The organism is Marinobacter sp. tcs-11, from assembly GCF_002049515.1.
In the GTDB taxonomy this organism is placed as follows: domain Bacteria; phylum Pseudomonadota; class Gammaproteobacteria; order Pseudomonadales; family Oleiphilaceae; genus Marinobacter; species Marinobacter nauticus.
Genome location: NZ_LLYU01000030.1, coordinates 1 through 15,278, shown reverse-complemented (window position 1 = coordinate 15,278; position 15,278 = coordinate 1). Strand labels below are relative to the sequence as shown.

At 53.2% G+C, this 15,278-nt stretch carries 15 protein-coding genes and 1 pseudogene; 4 read left to right on the top strand and 12 right to left on the bottom strand.

Annotated features, from left to right (window positions below; translation table 11 throughout):
- Positions 1-69 precede the first annotated feature (69 nt).
- Positions 70-384, top strand: coding sequence for a hypothetical protein (locus ARC85_RS18725; protein WP_011783382.1), 315 nt, complete (start codon positions 70-72; stop codon positions 382-384).
- Between the two features lie 688 nt (positions 385-1,072).
- Here ARC85_RS18725 and ARC85_RS18720 read toward each other — a convergent pair.
- The 3 genes from ARC85_RS18720 to ARC85_RS18710 form a co-directional block, all read right to left on the bottom strand.
- Positions 1,073-1,651 (bottom strand): hypothetical protein, encoded by a 579-nt coding sequence (locus tag ARC85_RS18720; protein WP_157680742.1) that lies wholly within the window; start codon positions 1,649-1,651, stop codon positions 1,073-1,075.
- 96 nt (positions 1,652-1,747) lie between these two features.
- Positions 1,748-4,015, bottom strand: coding sequence for a hypothetical protein (locus ARC85_RS18715; RefSeq protein WP_286715818.1), 2,268 nt, complete (start codon positions 4,013-4,015; stop codon positions 1,748-1,750).
- A gap of 118 nt (positions 4,016-4,133) precedes the next feature.
- A complete protein-coding gene (locus ARC85_RS18710; RefSeq protein WP_286715816.1) occupies positions 4,134-5,972 on the bottom strand; it encodes a phosphoadenosine phosphosulfate reductase domain-containing protein in 1,839 nt (612 codons plus the stop codon).
- Positions 5,973-6,107: 135 nt separating this feature from the next.
- Here ARC85_RS18710 and ARC85_RS18705 point away from each other — a divergent pair, with 135 nt between their 5' ends.
- Positions 6,108-6,383 (top strand): hypothetical protein, encoded by a 276-nt coding sequence (locus ARC85_RS18705; RefSeq protein ID WP_011783176.1) that lies wholly within the window; start codon positions 6,108-6,110, stop codon positions 6,381-6,383.
- An 84-nt stretch (positions 6,384-6,467) separates the two neighbouring features.
- On the opposite strand, the gene ARC85_RS18700 is transcribed toward ARC85_RS18705, so the two are convergent.
- The 7 genes from ARC85_RS18700 to ARC85_RS18670 form a co-directional block, all read right to left on the bottom strand.
- Positions 6,468-7,271: a helix-turn-helix domain-containing protein gene (locus ARC85_RS18700; protein WP_011783177.1), complete on the bottom strand. Its 804-nt coding sequence runs from the start codon at positions 7,269-7,271 to the stop codon at positions 6,468-6,470.
- A 43-nt stretch (positions 7,272-7,314) separates the two neighbouring features.
- Positions 7,315-7,527: a hypothetical protein gene (locus ARC85_RS18695; protein WP_041657393.1), complete on the bottom strand. Its 213-nt coding sequence runs from the start codon at positions 7,525-7,527 to the stop codon at positions 7,315-7,317.
- 57 nt (positions 7,528-7,584) lie between these two features.
- Positions 7,585-8,109: a hypothetical protein gene (locus ARC85_RS18690; protein WP_011783178.1), complete on the bottom strand. Its 525-nt coding sequence runs from the start codon at positions 8,107-8,109 to the stop codon at positions 7,585-7,587.
- 83 nt (positions 8,110-8,192) lie between these two features.
- The gene (locus tag ARC85_RS18685; protein ID WP_041657391.1) at positions 8,193-9,890 is read right to left on the bottom strand and encodes a UvrD-helicase domain-containing protein; all 1,698 of its coding nucleotides are present in this window, start codon (positions 9,888-9,890) and stop codon (positions 8,193-8,195) included.
- Between the two features lie 13 nt (positions 9,891-9,903).
- Positions 9,904-10,173, bottom strand: coding sequence for a hypothetical protein (locus ARC85_RS18680; RefSeq protein WP_286715814.1), 270 nt, complete (start codon positions 10,171-10,173; stop codon positions 9,904-9,906).
- Positions 10,174-10,407: 234 nt separating this feature from the next.
- Entirely contained in the window at positions 10,408-10,854 is a 447-nt protein-coding gene (locus ARC85_RS18675; protein WP_286715812.1) for a hypothetical protein, read from the bottom strand.
- An 18-nt stretch (positions 10,855-10,872) separates the two neighbouring features.
- Positions 10,873-11,160 (bottom strand): hypothetical protein, encoded by a 288-nt coding sequence (locus tag ARC85_RS18670; protein ID WP_286715810.1) that lies wholly within the window; start codon positions 11,158-11,160, stop codon positions 10,873-10,875.
- 721 nt (positions 11,161-11,881) lie between these two features.
- On the opposite strand from ARC85_RS18670, the gene ARC85_RS18665 reads away from it, so the two are divergent.
- On the top strand, positions 11,882-12,121 hold the full coding sequence (locus tag ARC85_RS18665) for an SHOCT domain-containing protein (protein ID WP_262668279.1): 240 nt from the start codon (positions 11,882-11,884) through the stop codon (positions 12,119-12,121).
- A gap of 11 nt (positions 12,122-12,132) precedes the next feature.
- Positions 12,133-12,735 carry a cation efflux transmembrane domain-containing protein gene (locus tag ARC85_RS18660; protein ID WP_286715808.1) on the top strand — a complete coding sequence of 201 codons (603 nt, stop codon included), beginning with the start codon at positions 12,133-12,135 and terminating at the stop codon, positions 12,733-12,735.
- 216 nt (positions 12,736-12,951) lie between these two features.
- Here the strand turns inward: ARC85_RS18660 and ARC85_RS18655 are convergent, their stop codons facing one another.
- Both ARC85_RS18655 and ARC85_RS18650 read right to left on the bottom strand, forming a co-directional pair.
- Positions 12,952-14,568 carry a methyl-accepting chemotaxis protein gene (locus ARC85_RS18655; protein WP_262668277.1) on the bottom strand — a complete coding sequence of 539 codons (1,617 nt, stop codon included), beginning with the start codon at positions 14,566-14,568 and terminating at the stop codon, positions 12,952-12,954.
- A gap of 153 nt (positions 14,569-14,721) precedes the next feature.
- Positions 14,722-15,204, bottom strand: a pseudogene (locus tag ARC85_RS18650) (integrase core domain-containing protein); the annotation flags it as partial.
- Positions 15,205-15,278: the final 74 nt, after the last annotated feature.

Genomic DNA, 15,278 nt, shown 5'->3' with positions numbered 1-15,278 from the left:
TGTTCATTCTGATGGCGGGTGATACTATTAGCGTACATTGGATAAACAAGCTTGAAGAAGGCATGCAAGATGGAACAGAAGATCAAGAATCAGCGCTTTAGAGAGTCGATCGGCACCCTGGAAGAAACCTACTCACCGTTTGAAGTGGCTCGCTGGTTCTGTCTGGGTGAGGAAGGGACTCGGACTCGGCGCGCGGCTCGTGGTCCGATCAACCGGAAGATGTTGCCTGATGATCACAAGGACTCTCGTGGCGCCAGCGTCAATGATGTTGTCTGCGCCCAGTTGCTCAGTTTTCTTCATGAGCAAGGCTATGATCTGGGTTCCATGCGATACGATGATGAAGGCCGGCTGCTCGAAATCAAAAAGCGTCCGGTTAAGCGGTAACTTCTATTGGTGGTCTCTGTCGTTGTTGGCGGTGCTGTATTCTGGCGTTCCCATTGTGCTCCAGGCCTTTCTGTTGGGGTTGGTTGCACAATTCACTGAGATACCTGCGCTCTCTCATGTACCGTTTTTTCAGGTGGTGTCTGCCGTATTGGGCGTGGCTGCCATGAACTGGCTCGCCATAATGGTGGTGATGCATGTTCGCCACAAAAAAGGCCGCGGCGTGCTGCCAATTGGGGAGGATGGGCTTGATGGGTACGTTACTCTTCCTCGCCGGAGTTGATTCTGCATCGATGGGGATGGGTGCCCTGGTGAAGCTCACCGGGGCTTTAGCGCTGATCATAAGTTCATTGCGCTTACGTTAAATCCCTGCAGTTGGCGCAGGCCCGAAAATCTCGCTGTGCGTCGCGAAACGTATAGGCACTATTCTTCGAGCAGCGGGCACACCGATCCACTATCAGGCTTCCTCTGGCGCCTACCTTTGGCGTGTAACCTGCCTCCTTCATGGCCTGCAGAAATGGTGTTATTACGGGATCGCTGATTGCCAGTGTCCCGCTTGATCTCTCAATCCCCTGCATTTTGTCTGCTGCGATTTTTGCGGCCAGTCGATTGTGTGCTTTCCGGAATTGCTTTTCGGTGGGCATGATCGGCTTGCTTTGGTGAGGTGGCATTTGAAGGTTCTCCCTGATAATTACGGGCAGGAGCTTGGTAGTGCTTCTACCCAGTGGTTGATCGTTTCGGGTGGGCAGTGCTCCCATATATCTGTGGCTATGTAGCGGCACAGTTGGTCATACAGCCTCGCGAATTGGGCGCCAGACATTGTTCGTGGCGAGAGTGACCATGGCTGGAAAACCGTAATGAGTTTCCGTGGATCCTCTTTGCACTCTCGGCCGGTCAGGTCTGCCAGTGTCCCGGCCGGAACGCTTACAACATCGCAGCCAACGCCGGATAGGCTTTGTAGAACCTTGATCGCCTGGTGGGAATCCATGTGGGCGAACATTTCGCAGTTTTCGACTAGAAGTTGGCCCAGCCGGTGTATTTTTTTGAGGCCTGCGGGAGTGCGTTGGAAGTCCACCTGAGCGTGAATGACCTGGTTCAGTGACAGGTTGAGTCGTTTGAGTTGTTCCTGGTCGTCTTGCGTTGCGGGTACCAGAGCCCCCCGGACAACCCGAAGGCCTATGGCCGGGGTTGGGTCGTCCGGTCGAAAGTGTCCCTGATTGGTCCAGGTCGTCGGTTGAGTCTGGTGGGTCATGGCGAACACGGCGCTCATTGGTTGTCGTATAGCCATCATAGAGGGTTGAGGGTGGTGGCCAATCCCGAATAGTCGAAGCCTCTATTCGGGATGGCCCAAAAATGTAGGGTTTGGTTATTCGTTATCGTTTTTCGCCGCTTCTTCTTCCTGAGCATCAATGATCGCGGAGTAGAACGGGTGTTCAACCAGGATGCCCCCGCTTTCCAGTCCCGCAACGGTTTCGTTGAATGCCTGTTGGTTCATCAGGAACTTGATCTGTTTCCGGTTGAACAGTGTGTCCAGGTTGATCTCTTTGTTTATCGACCAGCCGTGCCGCAGATATCCTTGTCGTTCGAAGAGGTAGGCGCGTCCGAGGTGGAAACCAATACGGGCATCCGTATAGGTGAGGCCCCCCGGTAGGAATAGCTCAACCCGAGGGAATGGGGCGATGGTCTTTTCCCATCGGCCTGTGAGCGAGATGGTTTCCCAACCATTTGCGGTCAGGCGATCGATGACAATGATGCCTTCTTCGTCGTTGCTGCTCCCAAACAGGCGGGCGACATAAGGCTCCGGGGTGGGCCCTGAAAGGAGTAGGGCGTCCGCAGGCTTTCCGTTCTCAAAGGTTCCGTTATAGGTCGTTGTCTGTTCAGAAACCGGATACAGGATATCGGCAAACGTATGAGCTGGCATTCCGGTACTTCTCCCGGACTCACCGTACACGAGGTTGCAGCTGCCAGTGATCGAGGCGTCAGGTAAGCCGGGCGATGGGCAGAGGTTGCCGGTACCGCCCGCTGGCCATTGAGACAGGATTACATCGCTGGTCAGGGTTTCGGTGAACGTGTAGGCCTTCGCTTCGCCTCCAAAGGACCAGCTGGCGGTCTCTGGAACACTTATACCGGTTAATTCCTTGAGCGCGTCCCTCCCATCAAGACCGTCCAATGAGAGTTCGCGGAGTGTCATGCTGGTCGAGAATCCATTGCTTGGGGATGAGGCAACCAGGTCTCCAAGCTCGTTCATCACCAGTACATTTTGGGTTCCTTTGTGGCCGAGCTGGATGGTCTTGGTGGCGAAGCTGAATCCGGTCCAGGTAAGTGCGCGCAGGTAGATAGGGCGGGATCGAAGGGTTTGGCAGTCGAACAGGCTGGTTCCGCACCATGATTCAGAAATTACCTGGAACGTGGTGGACGTTTCTCCCCAGGCTTTCCTTGGTACCGCAATCTGCAGATCCATTTCCGCGGCGTCGCCGTCAGTTTGGGTGATCACCCTCCGGCGAGCCTCGTAATAGAGTTGCCCGGGGCGCAGGTCGTTCGGTAGTAGTTCGAAGTCAAAGAGCTGGCTATTCGGAATCGGGAAGATTTCAAACCCGCTTTTCGTGAAATACGGGGACGTGTTCTCAGCAGTTGCCACGCGGGCCTCAAACTCGGTTTCCGTGGGGGTGGGTGGTTCGGTCGAAGGCGGCACTCTCCAGTCGTCGTATTCCGGGCTTGATATGAGATCACCAGGCTCGTAGGTCTCAGCGTCCGGGTCTTCAATCATGGTTTCGTTGATGTCCTGGGTAAGCGTCGGGAGTGCGTCGCTCACCTGATCAAAGATTCGCTGATTGAGTTCTTTCGGGTCGAGTTCCGCGCGTTCGCTGTCAGGGATCTGCAGGTCGATCGCCAGGGCCAGCTCGTGCGCTGCCATGGCAATCCGGGCGATGCGTTCATATTCCGCAAGCTCTGCCGGGCTCGCGTCGGCTGGCGGACTGACGTAATAGCGCAAGGCCTCTTCCGTGGTCCCGATTTGGCTGGCCACGTTCTTCAGTGCAATGTCCGGTGTGATCAGGGGGGAGGATTCTTCTTCTGTCTGCACCAGCGTGGAGATTGGTGACAAGGAGATATTCTCTGTATCCATTCCTGCCCCGGGTACCGGTGACGAGAGCGTGAAGTTCCAGTCAGCCGGCTCACCAGATTCCGCCATCACTGCGGTTGAGCCGTTGTTGGTGGCTATAATGCTGGCATTTGGGTCAATGGTTGTGCCGCTGGGGCCGGTTATTGACCACTTCCCAGTGTCGTCCGATGTGGTTTGCGGTTCCTCGTCTTCACAGGATCCGTTTTGGTTCTCGTCGATGCAGATCAGGGCGTTAGATATAGCCTCTGTGGTTGTGATGGTTCCAGACAACAGGGTGTCTTGGTTTGAGGGTGGTGTCGTGTCTTCGTCAGGTTCGCCATCGTTGTTTTGATTGTCGGGTGCGTCGGTACCAGTCTCCCCGGAGGTGCTTCCGTCCGGGGTCTCGGTATCTTCCGTTGTGGGGGTGGAGTCATAGTCGTCGGAGTTGTCCCACTCGCATCCGGAGAGTGTGGTGCCCGTGATCATGAGAAGCGTGGCTAAGGCAATCGCCTGTGAAGGTTTGAGGTAGTCCATGGTGATTCCTGTCCGTTTGCTGGCTGGCAAGCGAAATTGCTTTGTGTATCACACAGTATATTGGAATCGACTGGCTGGCTGGCGGGTCCACCTCCATCGGCCTGGCTCTTCTCTGGGTTCAGAGAAGGGCCAGTTGTTCGGTTTTCGGCTGGCTTGCGCGCGTCTTTTGGGTACCCGGCGCTGCCTCAAAATCCGGATGGCTGAGAAGGTCCGCCAGCGTTGTTATGGGGCTGCGGCAGCGGAGATCGTGTAACACCAGATTGTAATGCTGATATGCGGCAAGCGTACTTTGATAGCCCTTACGCGCTCGAATGATCCCGTTGCGGACCAAAAAGTTCATTTCATCGTTATGTGTGTGCGTGCCTTCGGCTTGTTCCATTTCCATCCACCACAGGAAGTCGTGGTATGTGATTCCCAGGGAGCCGTCGGCTTCCCGAAGTGAGCTCAGGTCACACTCAATGGTGTCTGACTCTGCGATTGTGTCATGGGTTGCGCCTTTGCCGCTGGCATAGGTCGCTCTCTCACCGCTTTCGGTACGCATCAGGTCCGGTGCACACATGGATTCCGGATCGATCATATCGCGCCAGTTGTCCCGGTATGCTTCTGGCTTGGTCACCGGGATGCGGCTGTGGAGGTGGCCGAGCGTTTTCCCCATCAGTTTTTTGTTGGCCTTGGCTTCCAGTGCATCAATTTCTTCGTCAGTGGGGAGGTTCCAGCGCTTACCCTGGGCAATGGCTTCTTTAATTCGAATGAAACGGCCGGGCTCTTGAACGCCATACCGGGCCCACATGAACGCAATCAGCATTTCATGCTCTGGCTGCAGTAGGCGGGGGAAACGACGTTCGACAGGCTTGCCACGCTTTTCTGTCATGGCTGCGGCTCGATCGTCCTCCCGGGCATCGATGGTCAACACCCATTTGAGCAGGTTTGCGGTCCAGTCGGGCGAGTAGGCGTTGGAAAAGATGCGGATGCGGTTCTGGTCGTCGGCGGTTTTGCTGAGAAAGCTGCGATTCTCCGGTACCCAGTGGCCGGCGCGAATGACGCGGGAAAGGCGCGCAAGCGGCTCGTAGTGAGGGGAGTGGTCAAGCATATTTGTCATCGAATGATCTTTCGATACCTTCTGACAGATAAAGCAGCCGCCCCGGGCGCTTCCGCAGGGGCTTTTTGCGGCCTTGAGTGAGTCGCTGAAAGACAGCGTGTGGCACGTCTCCTGGCCCATCGCTTCGTAGTGGGCAATGGTTGGTGCAAAGTCCAGTGTTTCGAATCCGGTTTGCCGTGGTGAGCCATTGAGCAGACGCCATACGTCAGACTCGCTCCAGTGCGCGATGGGGGAAAGGGTCAGGCTTCCGTTGTCGCTGATGGTTGGCCTTGTTGCGCTTTCGCCGCGCGCGGTCATTGCTCTGTTGCGTTGTTCGCTTTCGTCGTGACGAGTGCCAATCAGGGTAAGGATGTTGTGCGCTCCATAGATTTTCGCGTAGCGGTTGCGAACCTTGTTCATTGGGCGGATCTTTAGGTCGACGCTGCACGTCGCATCGGAGCCTGAGACGCTTGCAACGCTCCGCCCCCCAATCAGGGCCACCAGGTAGTGGTTAATCGGATCTGGCGTTACCCACTCCTGCTTTACGTCCAGGTCCAACTCTTGAGCCCACTCGATGGCCCGGACCGACATCCGAACATTCAGCTTGGCTTGTGAGGGATTCTCTACCAGTGTGTCGGAAGTGATGATTCGGACTGGGGCGATGATGCCTTCCTCGGCCAGCTGGCGGCAGGCTTCCAGGGTTAACGCGAGCACGGCGCTGCTGTCTTTGCCCCAAGAGCACGCCACCGTAGTAATCTTGACGTTACGGACGGCTTGCTTAATCGCGTCGATGGCGTGTTGGCATTTTGCAGCAAAAGCGGTAGGGGCTTGAGCGCTTGGTACCCAGGTCATTGGTTGGGCTTCAATGGTAGCTAACATGCTTGCGGTCTCCGTAGCTGGTGTATAATATATAGTACGCGTATGGCGTACCTTTTTCAATCGGTGTCATCACCTTTTTCGGAATACTTGAACCTAGTCGGCCGGGATTTCGGTCGTGAAATCAGGAGATTGCAAATGAAGGATATGGAGCGGGATCAGCGAGCAAACGAGCAGACAGTGATTGCCTTTCTCAAGGTGGGCGGAATTGCGGCTATTGCCGGTCTGATTGCTCTGGTTGTTCGTGTGATGTTTGGGGACGATGTGGCCTGGGGTGTGTTCTGGGTTGTTGGTGTGGCGCTTTTCCTCTATGACAAGGCGCTGCGAGAAATGGCGTGGTGGTTCTTTAAGGCGGCGGTTATCCTCTTTTTCGCGCTGAAATTGATCAGTTGGTTGATTGAAGCCGGCAATTAATCGGGCGCATATAAGAAAGCCCGGGTTACCTTTGGTGTGAGGGGTAATCCGGGCTTTTTTGTGGCTGGAGCTATTCGGGTGAGTCTAGGCACTCTTTACCTCCCAGCGTCGGCGAGCGCCTTCCCAGTACCACGGGGCGCGCTTCACATTGGCGCGGCGGATTCTCTCGGCTTTCTGGGCGTCCGCCTGGTCTGCCCCCGGCTTTGTCATCCGAAGCATCTCGGAAAGCGAAGGTGCGTAGCGGTCTACAACAATGGGTCCGTCCGCTTCTGTACCGGCCGGGGAATCGTCAATCTGGTCATTCGCCTGATCGGCCGCCAGCTGCTCATCCTGCGGAACCGCTGTAGTGATCTGGCTAGCCTGGACAACAAGCACCCGGGCCCCGAGCGTTTCGGCCAGTTTTAGGAGCACGGATAGCTTGACGGGCTTTCCGCTCTCAAAGTTCTGAATGGTCGTCCTGGCAACGCCGCTCAGCTCTCCGAGGGTTCTCTGTGTCATGTCAGCGTTACGGCACCGGACCGCAAAGAACGCATGGGAGAGTTCTGGGTGGCCCAAAGTGGTATCCAGGTCCGGGACCTCCAGCGTCAGCGCCAGTCCGAATGTTTCCAGCAGTTTGATCAGCGGAGCGCTGCCGGATTTGAGAGGCTGTTGCTCAAGTTTCTGAAGCGTCTGATCGGTGATATCCAGGATCTCGGCAAACTGGTACCGGTTAGTGATACCGGCATCCTTGCGCATTTGCATTAAGGCCTGGCCGAAGGGGTGTCGCTTCTGGGTGCTATCAACCGGGATGTTGATGGCGTCCGTAAGCATGCGGCAGAGTTTCCGGCCGGCACGCAGGCGCTTGAGGGGCGGTGTTTTACGTTGTTTGATTGCGCTTGGCAGGTTCATGGCTTTCTCTCCTTCGGCGAGCGGGCCCCGCGGGGCCTTCCGGTCACCGGTTATGTCGACGAGTTGGTTTCAGGGCATCGCGTGTTGTGACGAACGTGTTTCTGTGGAAGTCAGGATTCCCGGGCATCCAGATCTGGACGTGCACCTTTCCTTCTTCCAGCTCTTCGAGCACTCTCACCGTGAATGAGCCTCCGAGCCCGCTCGGGGTATCGAACAGTTTGGGGGTGGCTGTGTGTTGATGAGTTTCCGGGTTCATGTGATAGATCCTTTTCTGTCAGAGACGTTGAGTTGGTGGTTGGTTGTCGCGATCTATTCAATCAATAAGCACGAAGAACGCTCTGGATTGATCTTCTCCCGATGCTTTCGCCAGCTTGAGGCCGAGGTTTCGCAGCTGGTGGTATCGGTCGTGGAGTAGTGACTCTTCTTCATCGCTGAGCTGCAGCTTGTCGACGGCGTGCATCATGGCCAGTACCGCCAGCATCGTTGTATGAATGCCTGCCAACACGGGATGCAGCTCCTGGGTGTTGTCGCCAAAGGCGTTGCTCACTGACATCCGGATGCTTAGGTCATCGCCAATGACTTTGTAGGCCGGGTAAACAAACGGAATACCGTCTGCGGTCAGGGCGTACTCCCAGTAACCGTGGGAATCCTCAATGGTCCCGTCAGCCATATGGAAGACCGCCCGTTCGAAAGCCAGGTATTGGTGGGTAAAGTAGGCCGGCAGGAAGTTCATGCGCTGTTCTGCGTCGGCCACCCATATGGCGTTGTATAGGGGGTGTTTGTGGTACCGATTCTTTGCTCGGTCGGTGTATGTTTCAGTTTCAGCGAGTCGGGTCATGATCAAACTCCGGGCAACAGGGTTTTATAGGGTATGCGTATAGCGTACCCTTATAGTTTTCCCTGGTCAACCCCGAATTCTGATCAATCGGTTCGTCGGTGGGCTCGTATGAAGGCTTCGGTGCGTGCGCGTTGAGCGGTTTGTGCGTGAGCTTTGGGTAAGGGGATGGTGGTTTTTGCTGTGAAGGTCTCGGCTGTATCGGTACCGCGGTTAAACCAGCCATGCAGGAGTTTGAGGTTCTCCTTAATTCGCTTGGGTAGTTCAAGGCTGAGCTCAGCCCGGGTCAGGGCAACGTATAGCAGGTGCAGGGATTCACGTTCCTTCGGCTGCAGCGGGGCCTGATTTTGGATTTTGATCATCAAATCGCCTGGAAGGCCGATATCCGGATCCAGTTCAACGTGTGCGAACTGGCGCCCTTTCGATCGATGGGCTGTGATCAGGGTTGTTTGGCCTGGCTTTCTCGGATTCCGGTATGGTAATCGGCGTTTGAGTGTATCAATGAGAACGGGAAGTTGGCTCTGGTACTGCTCAACCAGGGCAATCAGGTTCATCATATCGTCTGCGCGCTCTCCAAGTCCTCGAGCGTAATCGACGAAGGCGGTCCATGATCCCATCTGCCTCAGCGTGGATATCCGGACATCGTTTGGGCGGCCTTGGAAAAGCGCCAGCGCTGATTCAATGCGTTGGTAAGTCGATTTTGGTATGCCGCCATCCACGAATACTGGGCTACCGCGAACAATGAGCTCGCCGGCGCGTACCAGGATACTGAGATTTGTTCGGCAGATGATGGTGTGGTTGTCATCGGCACGCCGGTGAATAAAATTCCTGGGTTGGCCGCGTACTGGTACCGGTTCGCCCAGTGCTCTTAGTATCAGGGTGGCCATGCCGGCGATCTGGTGGTTATAGCGGAATGAGTCGGTCAGGTAATGAACCGGAAGACCGCGATCTATTGGGCCTGCCAGCGCGTTTATGGCTCCACGCCAGGAATAGATGGCCTGGTACGGATCACCAATATAAAGTTTCTGGCCTTCCTGTTGGTTAACCAGTTCATCCACGACGGGTGTGGTGTCCTGGTATTCGTCGAGAATCCAGAAGTCAAAGCTGAAATAGGGTTCCCGAAGCTGCAGGATCTTCAAATAGGTGTCATGCGTAATTGGGATGCCGCTGCGCTCGTTGATCATCCGTTGCCATAGCGCCCGGGCGTGTTCGGCGATTCGTTGGCAAACCTCGTGGGCTCTTTCGTCAGCATCGGGGCTGCGGAGTGCCAGTGGTAGCACGTCCAATGGGGCATGTTCGGGGCCGGGCTCCCGCTCTCGGCTGATTTGGAAGGCCTCAATGGTTTTGAGGATGGCCATGGCCAGTTGGCTGGCGGCCGGGATATCGGGGTCACTGGTGCTGCCCAGGTTTAGAATCTGGGCAATCAGTGATGCGCTGAGTCTTCGGCCGTTTTCCGGGTTCAGCTCAGCCTCGAGTTTAGCTTGGTAGCCTGCGCTGGGCTCAATTACGTGTTGGTACGCCAGCGAGTGCCCGGTGTTCACTGCAACACCAGCCCGCATTCTGGGAGTTGCGTCATCTTTGGCGGCTCGGTTGAACATGAGCATGCACCCGGGCCCCGCCATGTGGTGGGCCACCTCCACGCCGGTGGCGGTTTTGCCTGAACCGGCAAATGCGATGCACACATGATCTCCGCCAGCCACCATAGCGTTAACCACTTGCCGTTGTTGATCGGTGGCCGGCTGCCTGGATGGCGTGCCCCAAAGGCTTTTGCTGTCTTTTAACATTCCGGTTGTCTTCTTAAAGGCTGGCTTGCCAGAAGCACTGTTGCTTGCTCACGCTGTACGCACCCTGGTTGTCCATTCTTGTTTCGCTGACTAAGGGGCAATCCAGGTTCATTTTAATGCTGCTGGCGGCTTTTGGTTGTGGCATATCCACTTCCATGATGGCGCCAATGAACAGGGTAACTGCAAGCAGCATTTTGATGACGTTTACCTGGTTTGCTTTTCGCGTTACGCCCCGGTCGTGGGTCCGGCTGTCGTGGCTCTGGATGTTTCGTGATGCTCTCATGGTCTGTTCTCCCACATATAGTGCTATCACTTCCAGTGTATGCCATACGCGTACCCATGACAACTATTTTGGTGATGTTGCAAATATCATTGTTGTACGTCCGTAGCGCGGTTAGTAGTAATTAGGCTCTGGCCTTTGCTCGGTCTCCCGTACCGGGTAGCAGCGCTTAGGCATACGGTTTTCCAGTGTTCTAAGTTTGATTCAAGCGCACCAGGTCAGGCCGAACTTCCTGCATCAACTCGGTTGTGTGAATTGCCGACTACGATCTTTAATAATCGGTAGGATGATTGGATACACCATGTCATCGAGCCCACTGACGCTAATGAGGTTGGGCTTGCACGGATAGCCTGTTTCAGCTTCCAGTAATGTACACTCGATGATGCCTATGATCACTCTGTCCAGATATCTGCTACCTGGATTGGTGAGATGGTGGAAAAGTGCATCATTCCCGCCCCAGCTTGTTGGGTGGAAGCGAGCATTCAAAGCGCATTCGATTTCAGCTACTTCGCAGGCTACCTGAAAGCGACTTGTACGGTCGGCGCGCAAATCACGTAATGGTGTTGTCGCAGCATATTCCTTCGCCAAGTACCCAATCGCTTCACTGAAGTCATCCCAGGACCAGTTAGATACAGATGCAGTTGAGCTCGTGTTTAACATCCCGCGTTGGTCGTGCTTATTCATGTAGCCGAATTCCAATGCTTAGGAGTGCTCAAGGTTTCGTGGGTCCAAAGAAAGCTTTACCAGTCGTATCCGAAAATAGAGAGACGCCAGAATCGTGGCCACCAGAAAGTAAATAGGGCCACCATCTAGGATGTTTTGAACCATTGTGAAGTCTGCTTTTTCGTTGGCGGAAAACTCAGGACTGCTTGCGAACACAAAGGCATTCCAGAGCATCCAGGCTACCCCTATGGTCATCAGCGTCCCAAGGCAAATATAGGAACGGATCTTGAAACGCTTAATCACCTCTGGTTTCATCTTCTTAGTCATGCTTACCTCTCCAGTAACAAACTATTGCAACGATCTTTGACCGTCTTCCTATTGTGATATCCGAACTCGGGCGTAAATGTCGTTGAGCATATTTTACAGATACTGAATCGCAGGGCGCGAATTCCAGTACGGTTTACGCAGATGTTTGACTGTCTATGTACAGCCGGTAACCACCAATAATTAGGCCGCCTCCGGTCATCAGGGTTAGTCCGGCAAAAAACACCGTGATGACCCCATACATCAAAAAACCGAAGGTGAGGTGAAGGGCCTCCGGCCCAAGTGTCGCGTCCGCGAACCTTTGGCTCCAATCAGTCTGCGCAAACACAAGCGCCAAAGTTGTAACAAAGAACGGCTATTTGCATTCTGAGGTTGGAATCCTGACCCGCTGAGCACCTCTTCAAGATCTGTTGCTGGTTGGATTTCTTAGTGATGGCCTATCAGCTGAGCGGTGTCCACTGGTTGGATGAAGAAGTTTCCGGTACTGGCCCCATTTCAGAACGTTAAAGATCACTGATATTCGTTGGCAGATTCGTTAGACAAATACTCCAAAGCAGACACTTTCCACCGCAGGCCGTATGCCTGCAACGGGCATTTTGCTGCCTTTAAGGGTTCAACCACTAGTCTCCATCTATTGCAGAATAGGTTATCCAAAATAGCTGAGATACAGCTATAATATTAGACAGGCCTAATTGATATTAAAGCAAATTAAAAGGAGGCTGCTATGTGGCACGATCACATGTGGAACGGGCCTTGGATGATGGGTTGGGGAGGGGTTACAATGGTTCTTTTTTGGGTCATTCTTATTGGATTGGCAGTTTTTCTGATTAGGTCGTTTATGGGACATTCAGGCGTCTCAGAAGATGACTCTGCACTTCAGACCCTGAAGGAGCGACTTGCAAGAGGCGATATAGACCAGCAAGAGTTCGACACCCTTTTCAATAAAATCAAAAACTCTCATTAGCGTATTAACAAATGCCCGGTTGTAGTTGTGGTTCAGATCAAGCTGAAACGCTAGAACGAAAAGCTCTTATTGCATTGCTGTTGCTCAATGCAGTGATGTTCGTATTGGAGCTGGCAATTGGACTGGTCGCAGAGTCTACAGGCCTGATTGCAGACTCTCTTGATATGCTCGCTGATGCGGGAGTGTATGGTGTTGCTCTTCTTGCTGTAGGCAAGGGACTGCGAGAACAATCTTCGGCGGCACATATCAGCGGCGTTTTGCAGGTTGTGCTAGGTGTAGGTGTGATTTTTGAAGTGATCCGAAGGTTCGTGATGGGTAGCGACCCTGAAAGCTATCTGATGATGCTGATAGGATTCATTGCCCTTGCTATCAACATCTGCTGTTTAGCCATTATCTCACGTCATAGAGATGGAGGCGTTCATATGCGAGCATCGTGGATATTCTCGATGAATGACGTCATTGCAAATACAGGGGTAATAGTCTCTGGCGGTCTGGTTTACTTCTTCGGCAGCAGGTTCCCTGACCTGGCCATTGGGGCAATCATTTCTATAGTTGTCATTCGAGGTGGCATCAGAATACTGAAAGAAGCAAGCATGGCCAAACAATGCATCTAACCATACCCCTAATGGCTGGTTAGTTTTAGTGTTCTGCAACACCTGCCCACTGATACCGAAGCACTCATGATTCAGGCCTTCTGCTGAGGGCAGGTATCGCAGAACACTAAAACTTAGCTGTCATGTCACTGACGGCGTTGTGAGTTCTCAGAGAGGCAGGCGATATACGTCATCGTGGCATTGCTTTGCTTTTACTGCTTGTTAAAACGCCTGCGCTTAAACGGTTTTGAATTGACTAACTTGGCTCTTAAGCTGCTGAGACAAGCTACCTACCTGGCCACTAGCCTCATTAGACTGGCCCGCGTTGGTTGCAGTAAGACGTGCCTCATCGCTGATATTGACGATATTACGGTTTATGTCATTGGTTACCGACGTTTGTTGTTCAGCAGCGGTTGCAATCTGGGTAGTCATGTTGGAGATAGTTGCGACGGATTCTGTTATCTGGATCAGCGCTTCACCTGCTTGCGACGCTTGAACTGTACTGCTTGACGCTTGTTCACTACTCTTCTGCATCACCGAGACAGCGTCTTTTGCGCCACTTTGCAGTTGAATAATCATCTGCTGAATTTGGCCTGTAGATTCTTGAGTGCGTTGAGCTAGAGTGCGGACCTCGTCAGCAACAACGGCGAAGCCACGGCCCTGCTCTCCAGCACGAGCAGCCTCGATGGCGGCATTGAGAGCCAGCAAATTAGTTTGATCAGCAATACCACGGATAACATCCAGAATGGTGCCTATATTATCCGTATCCGCTTCAAGTTTATGCAAAACCTGAGCTGCCTGCTCAACTCCATTTGCAAGCTCATTAATCGACTCAATGGTTTGTTTTACGACGATATCACCCTGTAACGCTTGTGTATTAGAATCCCTGGCTGCTTGTGCGGCTAACTCGGCATTACTAGCGACCTCCTGCACGGTTGCCTGCATTTGATTCATCGCGGTTGCGACTTGATCGGTTTCAGACTGTAGGCGCTGCATCCCCGTCAGCGTCTGGTTGCTCGCATTGGCAAGGTGTGTACTGGCGGTATCAAGCTGGAAGGTGTTTTCATTGAACTCGTTAATCAGTTCACGGATATTGCTGACAAATAGGTTAAAGCTTCGAGCAACCTTTGCGATTTCATCGTTGCCACTATCGTCGAGCGTAACGGTCAGGTCTTTGGCGCCTGATGCGATGTTATGCATTGATAGTTCTAATTTGGCTAACGGTGTCAGAGTACGGCGATAAAGCAACGACATGATAGCGACGATAAACATCGCTATGCTGATACTTCCCCAGAGTAGAGTCTGTTCAGTTGCTGTTGCAGATGACAACGTGTGGGCAACTGCTGACTCGAATTCATGGTCAAGTTCTTGCGCCAATTGATCTAGGTTAGCTGCTAAAGCGGCTGAAGCATCATCAAAGCCTCCACTGCCTTTCATAAGCTTGTTGCCCGCATCGGTACCATGATGGAGGTAGGCGTCAGCCATCTTTACGCCTGATATATGGAGGGCGCGAACCTGTTGCTTAAGCGCTTCGGCTTTTTCAGACAACTCAGGAGCAAATTGAATCAAACGATCTAAGCTCTGGAGGGCGCCCTTCATGCTTTCATTTGCTTCAGCCTTTGCTTCATCACTTAAAGTTGCACCGACATCGGTCAGAAGCTGTTGAATCTGTACGACGTAGTAGCGGCTATCTTTAAGCGAAAAGATGGCATTAACTTGCCGCTCTTCATTCGAAATACCCATCCGAGCGTGGGACAGCTGAGTATGAGTAACCCAGAGCAATAGCATAAGCGCGGTAAAGGTAAGTGCAATTGTGAGTTGGATCATTCTCTGAATAGAGAGGTTTAAGTTCATTGTCTCGCCTCATAATAAGTGCAGCGCCAGTGCTGACGATGCCTCAACTCTTGGAGCCAATCTTGCTCTAGATTACTAATAAATACGAATGCGATCAGCCATATTGTGGTCAAAATCAAAAAAAAATAATTACATCCTGTAAACCTCCCCGTTTTAGTGCCACTGGTTTTTAGAGTTATCCAGCCCTTTCTCATGGATCACCAGGTACTCGCGGGGAGTCAGATCACCAAGTGATTCGTGCGGTCGCTCTTCGTTGTATTCGCGTAGCCAGTTATCGGTAATCTCTCGTACCTCTGATAGCCGAGAGAAGAGATAAAAGTCCAAGATTTCATTTCGGTACGTCCGATTAAAGCGCTCGATGTAGGAGTTCTGGGTTGGTTTCCCCGGTTTGATGAACTCCAGCTCTACACCATTCTCTTCAGCCCATTCGGCAAGTGCCGTCGAGATAAACTCCGGTCCGTTATCCATGCGTAGCTTCTTTGGATAGCCACGCCAAGCAGCGGCTCGATCCAGTGTCCGTATCACCCGTAGAGCGGGTAAATTCAGGTCTACTTCGATAGCCAATGCCTCGCGATTAAAGTCATCAACCACGTTGAATGTTCTGAAGCGCCTTCCACAACGTAAACTGTCGGCCATTGTTAGTGGCCAATTAAAGTGACCCACTACTGGCCATTAATTTTGACCCACCTCCGAGTGGCCGTCAGGCCACA

Bases quoted from the DNA above. Each gene is read 5' to 3' on its own strand.
- ARC85_RS18725 (WP_011783382.1), top strand. From the start codon at position 70: ATGGAACAGAAGATCAAGAATCAGCGCTTTAGAGAGTCGATCGGCACC.
- ARC85_RS18720 (WP_157680742.1), bottom strand. From the start codon at position 1,651: ATGAGCGCCGTGTTCGCCATGACCCACCAGACTCAACCGACGACCTGG.
- ARC85_RS18715 (WP_286715818.1), bottom strand. From the start codon at position 4,015: ATGGACTACCTCAAACCTTCACAGGCGATTGCCTTAGCCACGCTTCTC.
- ARC85_RS18710 (WP_286715816.1), bottom strand. From the start codon at position 5,972: ATGTTAGCTACCATTGAAGCCCAACCAATGACCTGGGTACCAAGCGCT.
- ARC85_RS18705 (WP_011783176.1), top strand. From the start codon at position 6,108: ATGAAGGATATGGAGCGGGATCAGCGAGCAAACGAGCAGACAGTGATT.
- ARC85_RS18700 (WP_011783177.1), bottom strand. From the start codon at position 7,271: ATGAACCTGCCAAGCGCAATCAAACAACGTAAAACACCGCCCCTCAAG.
- ARC85_RS18695 (WP_041657393.1), bottom strand. From the start codon at position 7,527: ATGAACCCGGAAACTCATCAACACACAGCCACCCCCAAACTGTTCGAT.
- ARC85_RS18690 (WP_011783178.1), bottom strand. From the start codon at position 8,109: ATGACCCGACTCGCTGAAACTGAAACATACACCGACCGAGCAAAGAAT.
- ARC85_RS18685 (WP_041657391.1), bottom strand. From the start codon at position 9,890: ATGTTAAAAGACAGCAAAAGCCTTTGGGGCACGCCATCCAGGCAGCCG.
- ARC85_RS18680 (WP_286715814.1), bottom strand. From the start codon at position 10,173: ATGAGAGCATCACGAAACATCCAGAGCCACGACAGCCGGACCCACGAC.
- ARC85_RS18675 (WP_286715812.1), bottom strand. From the start codon at position 10,854: ATGAATAAGCACGACCAACGCGGGATGTTAAACACGAGCTCAACTGCA.
- ARC85_RS18670 (WP_286715810.1), bottom strand. From the start codon at position 11,160: ATGACTAAGAAGATGAAACCAGAGGTGATTAAGCGTTTCAAGATCCGT.
- ARC85_RS18665 (WP_262668279.1), top strand. From the start codon at position 11,882: ATGTGGCACGATCACATGTGGAACGGGCCTTGGATGATGGGTTGGGGA.
- ARC85_RS18660 (WP_286715808.1), top strand. From the start codon at position 12,133: ATGCCCGGTTGTAGTTGTGGTTCAGATCAAGCTGAAACGCTAGAACGA.
- ARC85_RS18655 (WP_262668277.1), bottom strand. From the start codon at position 14,568: ATGAACTTAAACCTCTCTATTCAGAGAATGATCCAACTCACAATTGCA.